Source organism: Flavonifractor plautii ATCC 29863 (assembly GCF_000239295.1).
GTDB lineage: Bacteria > Bacillota > Clostridia > Oscillospirales > Oscillospiraceae > Flavonifractor > Flavonifractor plautii.
The window spans coordinates 1-6,965 of record NZ_JH417724.1 but is presented as its reverse complement, the minus strand read 5'-3'; the positions used below and the strand labels follow the sequence as shown (position 1 = coordinate 6,965).

The window sequence follows — 6,965 nt, the reverse complement described above, 5'->3', positions numbered from 1 at the left end:
CGCCCGTGTCTCCCGTAAAGGCCGATGCCCACATCGGCCCGCCTCCGCGTCTCTTTTGGCGTTCCGATCTGCCTATATGGCTCTCTTTTCTATCCTGATTGTATTTTATCCTTTCTATATTACGATTTGGAGTTGATTTTTGATGCAGACAACCCATACCCATTACCGCACCCACACCTGCGGGGATCTCCGTATGGAGCACGTGGGCCAGACCGTCACCCTGGCGGGCTTTCTGGAGAACGTCCGCGAGGTGGGCCAGAACTTTGCCTTCGCCGTCCTGCGGGACTTCTACGGGGTGACCCAGGTGGTCGTGGAGAACGAGGCCATGTGGAAGGCCTTCAAGGGGCTGAACAAGGAGTCCACCGTCCAGATCACCGGTGTGGTGCGGGAGCGGGACTCCAAGAACCCCAAGCTGCCCACCGGCGACATCGAGGTGGTGCCGGAGGCGGTGGAGGTGCTGGGCCGCTGCCGCCACAACGAGCTGCCCTTCCAGATCAACCGCAGCCGGGAGGCCGACGAGTCCGCCCGCCTGAAGTACCGCTATCTGGATCTCCGCAACCCGGAGGTGAAGAACAACATCATCCTCCGCTGCCAGGTGGTGGCCGCCCTGCGGAAGGCCATGCTTGACCACGGCTTCCTGGAGATCACCACCCCCATCCTCACCGCCTCCTCCCCGGAGGGCGCCCGGGACTATCTGGTGCCCAGCCGCAAGCACCCCGGCAAGTTCTACGCCCTGCCCCAGGCCCCCCAGCAGTTCAAGCAGCTGCTGATGGCCTCCGGCTTCGACAAGTACTTCCAGATCGCCCCCTGCTTCCGGGACGAGGACGCCCGGGGCGACCGCTCCCCCGGCGAGTTCTACCAGCTGGACATGGAGATGGCCTTTGCCGATCAGGAGGACGTGTTCGCCGTGTTGGAGGACGTGCTGCCCCCCATTTTTGCCCAGTACGGCACCTACAACGTGGCCTCCACCGCCCCCTTCCGCCGCATCTCCTACCGGGATGCGATGGACAAGTACGGCTCCGACAAGCCGGATCTGCGCATTGATCTGACCGTCACCGACGCCACTGAGGCCCTGGGCGCCTGCGGCTTCGGCCCCTTTGAGGGGAACACCGTCAAGGCGGTGGTGGTCACCGGCTTCGAGGGCACCCGCAAGCAGATCGACAAGCTGTGCGCCGACGTGGAGGTCCAGTCCGGCGAAAAGGCCTACTGGTTCCGCTACGACGAGAACGGCGAGATTGTGGGCGGCATCGCCAAGTTTGTCCAGCCCATGAAGGACGCGGTGGTGGCCGCTCTGGGGCTGGAAAAGGGCTGCTTCGTGGGCCTCACAGCCGGCAAGCTCCTGGCCGCCCAGAAGGCCGCCGGCGTGCTCCGCTCCAAGCTGGGCGCCTTCTGCCCCAACCACATGGACAAGGAGCGCTATGAGTTCTGCTGGATCGTGGACTTCCCCATGTACGAGATCGGCGAGGAGTCCGGGCTTTTGGAGTTCTGCCACAACCCCTTCTCCATGCCCAACGGCGGACTGGAGATTCTGAAAAAGGCCGCCGCCGGCGAGGTGGACCCCCTGTCCATCACCGCCTTCCAGTACGATCTGGTGTGCAACGGCGTGGAGCTCTCCTCCGGCGCCGTGCGGAACCACGATCCGGAGATCATGATCGAGGCCTTCCAGCTCGTCCGCCTGGGCGAGGACGACGTGAAGGCCAAGTTCCCCGCCATGTACAACGCCTTCACCTACGGCGCGCCCCCCCACGCGGGCATCGCCCCCGGCGTGGACCGCATGGTCATGCTGCTGGCCGGCGAGGACTCCATCCGGGAGATCATCCCCTTCCCCATGAACAAGAACGCCCAGGATCTCATGATGGGCGCCCCTTCCTTCGTCACCCAAGCCCAGCTGGACGAGCTGAACATCGTCTGCACCAAGAAGGAGGAGGACGAGGCCGCCGAGTAACCGCCTTCGCAAGTTTTCCACAGGATCCTTCCCGCATGTGGAAAACCGGATCAAACAAAAACCAGGAGCACACCGCTGTGGTGTGCTCCTGGTTTTGTATCTCATAGTATCCTCTTTGTAGGGGCGGCCCTTGTGGCCGCCCGCGCTTCTCCCGTAGGGGCCGATGCCCACACCAGCCCGCCTGCGGGCGGGGACAAGCCCCGCCCCTACGCCCCCGGCGAAACCCTTGTACGGCGCAAGCGCCGCCCCACCTTGTGGGGCCCCAGAGGCCAAAAAGAAGATGCCGTCATTCCTCGTCCAACTTGAGAACCGCCACCGCAGCGTTAAGCAAACGTGCCGGTGGCACGTTTGTAGCGTAGGCCGCAGCGGCTATGCCGCGAGGAGGGAACTTTGCGGATGCTTACTCTTCGTCCAATTTAAGCACCGCCATGAATGCCTCGGTCGGGATCTGCACCGTACCCAAGCTCCGCATCTTCTTTTTGCCCTCTTTCTGCTTCTCCAGCAGCTTCTTTTTCCGGGTGATGTCGCCGCCGTAGCACTTGGCCAGCACGTCCTTGCGCATGGCGCGGACGGTCTCGCGGGCGATGACCTTGCCGCCGATGGCGGCCTGGACGGGCACCTCGAAGAGCTGGCGGGGGATGTTGTCCCGCAGCTTTTCACACAGCCGCCGGGCGCGGGGGTAGGCCTTCTCCCGGTGGGCGATGAAGGACAGGGCGTCCACCTGATCGCCGTTGAGCAGCATATCCACCTTCACCAGCTCGGAGGGCTCGTACTTGTCCAGCTCGTAGTCCAGAGAGGCGTAACCCTTGGTGCGGGCCTTGAGGGTGTCGAAAAAGTCGTAGATGATCTCGCCCAGGGGCATGGAGTAGTGCAGCTCCACCAGGTTGGTGTCCAGATACTGCATGTCCTTGAACTCGCCCCGGCGCTCCTGGCACATGGGCATGATGTTGCCCACATAGTCGGGCGGCGAGACGATGGACACCTTGGCGTAGGGCTCCTCAGCCAGCTCGATCACCGCCGGGTCAGGGTAATTGTGGGGATTGTCCACCATGACCACGGTGCCGTCGGTCTTGGTGATACGGTAGATCACCGAGGGCAGGGTGGTGATGAGATCCAGGTCGAACTCCCGCTCCAGCCGCTCCTGGATGATCTCCATGTGGAGCATGCCCAGAAAGCCGCAGCGGAAGCCGAAGCCCAGGGCGGCGGAGGACTCGGGCTCGAAGGACAGGGAGGCGTCGTTGAGCTGGAGCTTCTCCAGGGCGTCCCGCAGATCGGGATACTTGGAGCCGTCCTCGGTGTAAATGCCGCAGTACACCATGGCGCGGGCGGGGCGGTAGCCGGGCAGGGCCTCGGCGGCGGGGCGCTCCACACCGGTGACGGTGTCACCCACCTGGGTGTCCTTCACGTTTTTGATGGAGGCGGTGAAGTAGCCCACCTCGCCGGCGATCAGCTCGCCGCAGGGCTCCATCCCCAGGGGGAGCAGGTGGCCGCACTCCAGCACCTCATAGGACGCGCCCGAGGCCATCATCTTCACCTTCATCCCGGTCTTGATGGTACCCTCCATCACACGGAAATAGACGATCACGCCCCGGTAGGCGTCGTACTGGCTGTCAAAGATCAGGGCGCGGAGCGGGGCCTCCGGGTCGCCCTTGGGGGCGGGGACGTTCTTCACGATGTCCTCCAGCACCGCGTCGATGTTCAGCCCCACCTTGGCGGAGATCTCGGGGGCGTCCTGGGCGGGCAGGCCGATGATGTTCTCAATCTCGTCCTTCACCCGCTTGGGGTCGGCGGCGGGCAGGTCGATCTTGTTGATGACGGGCAGAATCTCCAGGTCGTGCTCCAGGGCCAGGAAGGTGTTGGCCAGGGTCTGGGCCTCGATGCCCTGGGCGGCGTCCACGATAAGCACCGCGCCCTCGCAGGCGGCCAGGGAGCGGCTCACCTCATAGTTGAAGTCCACGTGGCCCGGCGTATCGATCAGGTTCAGCTCATAGGTCTCCCCGTCGGCAGCCTGATAGTTGAGCTTCACCGCCCGGGCCTTGATGGTAATGCCCCGCTCCCGCTCCAGGTCCATGTTGTCCAGCAGCTGGCTCTCCATCTCCCGCTGGGAAACGGCGTTGCACTTCTCAATCAGCCGGTCAGACAGGGTGGATTTGCCGTGGTCGATGTGGGCGATAATGGAAAAGTTGCGGATTTTGGATTGGTCAGTCATGGCATACTCCTCCCTTCGGCAAATCCACCCGGAACCCCGCGCAGCGGGGCGCGGCGGCCTGCCGCGTCCAAGCGTTTTGTCCCCCGGACAAAACCTTGCCGCAGGCGGAATTCACTTCCGCCGAGGATGCAAAATAATACGGGGTACCCGCGGAGTCCACAGACTCCGCGGGATTTGATTTGCCGTGGTCAATGTGGGCAATTATCGAAAAATTACGGATTTTGCTCTGGTCGGTCAAAAAAATACACCTCCGAAGATGTGAAAGCGTCAATTGACATTGGAGCGATACTCTGCATATCTCTACTGCGGCCGCCCCGGCCGTTCAAGGGCATGGTACCGGTGGCGCCCCCCGGGCGTAGCCGGTAAACAGGCGGTGCGTCCGGGATGCCGCGCCCTACTTCTGGTTCTGAATCTCCATCCGGCGGTTGACCCGCTCCCCGGTGTTGTGGATAATCTGGAGCAGGGACTGGTACAGTCCGGGGTAGTTCTCCATCAGCGCGTCGTTGTGCATGGGCGGGAAGCTCCCCTTCTCCTTGACGTGGGCGGCCAGGGCGTCCACATACTGGGCCTCGGTACAGATCATGTCGGCGGTGGCCACGCCCGCCATAAACTGCCGGGCGGGCACGGAGAAGAAGTCCTCGTTCTTGCTGCCATCCGCCCGGTACAGGTGGCGAAACATCTTGTAAACAGCGGTACCCAGGTAGTCCGCCGCGGCGTTAATGGCCTCCTTGCGGCCGGTCTTGCCCAGCAGGTCGAAGAGCACGCCGATGGAGTTGACCAGCAGCTTTTTGTTCAGCGTGGCCATAATGGAGCCGTGGAGCACGTTGTCCTTCTCGGTGGAGTAATCGTACAGCTCTTCGGCGGCGATGGTGGTGCCGTCCCGGGAGAGGGTACGGCCCAGCAGGAAATCCGCCGACACATTATAATAGTTGCAGGCCTTCGTGACAAAGGCCAGACCGGGCTCACGCACGCCGTTCTCATAGTGGGAGAGCAGCGCCTGGCTGATCCCCAGATCCTTTGCGGCCGCGCGCTGGGAGATCCCCTTCTCCTGCCGGAGCAGGGAAAGGCAGCGGGAAAAATCGGAACTCATAACACACCTCAACTTCAACTGGCTTCAAAACAGTAGGTATAGTATAAATGCGAGAATACAAAAAGTAAAGTGTATTTTTTCACAATCTTATGGCTTTTAGGCATTGAGAACCGCAGTCGAAATGGTGTATAATAGCTCCGACGCCGAGCATTTTGGCATTTGACGTACGTTTTTTATGATGGAGGAAGATACCAATGGCCATTCACATGTTTCAGCAGCTCATCGACACCCTGAAAAAGTCCCCCAAGCGCATTGTCTTTACCGAGGGCACCGACGCCCGCATCCTGGAGGCCAGCGCCCGCCTGCTGGCCGGCACCTGGCTGGCCCCCATCCTCATCGGCAATGAGGCGGAGGTAAAGGCCGCGGCCGAGGAGGTCGGCTTCAACATCCGGGGTGCCGAGATCATCGACCCCGCCACCTATCCCGACATGGACAAGATGGTGGAGGAGATGGTGGCGCTGCGCCGCGGCAAGATGACCGCCGACGAGTGCCGCGCCGCCCTGATGAAGGGCAACTATTTCGGCACCATGCTGGTGAAGATGGGCGTGGCCGACTGTCTGCTGGGCGGCGCCACCTACTCCACTGCCGACACCGTCCGCCCCGCCCTGCAGCTCATCAAGACCAAGCCCGAGAATAAAATCGTCTCCTCCTGCTTCATTATGGTCCGCGAGGGCGTGGGCGACAACACTGTGCTGGCCATGGGCGACTGCGCCATCAACATCGACCCCACGGAGGACGAGCTGGTGGAGATCGGCCTGGAGTGCGCCAAGTGCGCCAAAACCTTCGGCATTGACCCCAAGGTGGCCTACCTGAGCTACTCCACCAAGGGCTCCGGCAAGGGTGACACTGTGGACAAGATGCGCAACGCCTGCGCCAAGGCCAAGGCTGCCGCCCCCGACCTGGCCATCGACGGCGAGATGCAGTTCGACGCCGCCGTCTCCCCCACCGTGGGCCAGCTCAAGTTCCCCGGCTCTCCCGTGGCCGGCTATGCCAACACCTTTATTTTCCCCAACATTAATGCGGGCAACATCGGTTATAAGATTGCCCAGCGCCTGGGCGGCTTTGACGCCTATGGACCCATTCTGCTGGGTCTGAACGCCCCGATCAACGACCTCTCCCGCGGCTGCAACGCCCAGGAGGTCTACTCCATGGCCATCATCACCGCCGCGCTGGCCTAACAGCCCTCCAAAGTCCGGAGTTTCCTTCAGGAACTCCGGACTTTTTCCGGCCATGGAGGAGACCTCCGCCCACTCCGGGGGCACGGCGCTCCGCGCGGTCAAGCGTTTTGCGCAAGGGCGCAAAACCTTGATGCCGGGGCATTACTTGTCCCGCGCAGTAAAAAAGCCGGGGGCCCCACAGGCACCTGCCTGTGGGGGGTTGCTCCATGGCCATCATCACCGCCGCGCTGGCCTAACTGGCCCTCCAAAGTCCGGAGTTTCCTTCAGGGACTCCGGACTTTTTCCGGCTATGGGGGGAGATCCCCCGTCCCCTCCGGTCCCCCGCGGCACCCAAAAGGATGCCGTGGGGGCTTTTCGTCCCGGTCAAAGTGGACAAATCTTTTTGCTGCTCTGCCCTGGCCATTTCTCCTTCTGGTAGTAGTAGGACATCATTTTGAAAGCCGCCCACTATATGTCGTGTCGGTTGTGCTTTGACCTTCAATTGCCGCGGATTCCCGCCTTTTCCAGTCAATGTAGGTTTGTCAAACATATTGGACGGTGAAC

General features: G+C 62.1%; 4 protein-coding genes. 2 read left to right on the top strand and 2 right to left on the bottom strand.

The genetic code is table 11. The features are described from left to right. Nucleotides 1–142 precede the first annotated feature (142 nt). Entirely contained in the window at nucleotides 143–1,945 is a 1,803-nt protein-coding gene (gene aspS / locus HMPREF0372_RS07245) for an aspartate--tRNA ligase (protein WP_039996863.1), read from the top strand. Nucleotides 1,946–2,345: 400 nt separating this feature from the next. On the opposite strand, the gene lepA is transcribed toward aspS, so the two are convergent. Together lepA and HMPREF0372_RS07235 are read right to left on the bottom strand one after the other, a co-directional pair. Next, nucleotides 2,346–4,154: a translation elongation factor 4 gene (gene lepA, locus HMPREF0372_RS07240; protein WP_007490251.1), complete on the bottom strand. Its 1,809-nt coding sequence runs from the start codon at nucleotides 4,152–4,154 to the stop codon at nucleotides 2,346–2,348. A 394-nt stretch (nucleotides 4,155–4,548) separates the two neighbouring features. Next, complete coding sequence (locus tag HMPREF0372_RS07235; RefSeq protein ID WP_007490246.1) at nucleotides 4,549–5,244, bottom strand: helix-turn-helix domain-containing protein; 696 nt, start codon at nucleotides 5,242–5,244, stop codon at nucleotides 4,549–4,551. A 194-nt stretch (nucleotides 5,245–5,438) separates the two neighbouring features. On the opposite strand from HMPREF0372_RS07235, the gene pta reads away from it, so the two are divergent. Beyond that, nucleotides 5,439–6,422 carry a phosphate acetyltransferase gene (gene pta / locus HMPREF0372_RS07230; RefSeq protein ID WP_007490244.1) on the top strand — a complete coding sequence of 328 codons (984 nt, stop codon included), beginning with the start codon at nucleotides 5,439–5,441 and terminating at the stop codon, nucleotides 6,420–6,422. Nucleotides 6,423–6,965: the final 543 nt, after the last annotated feature.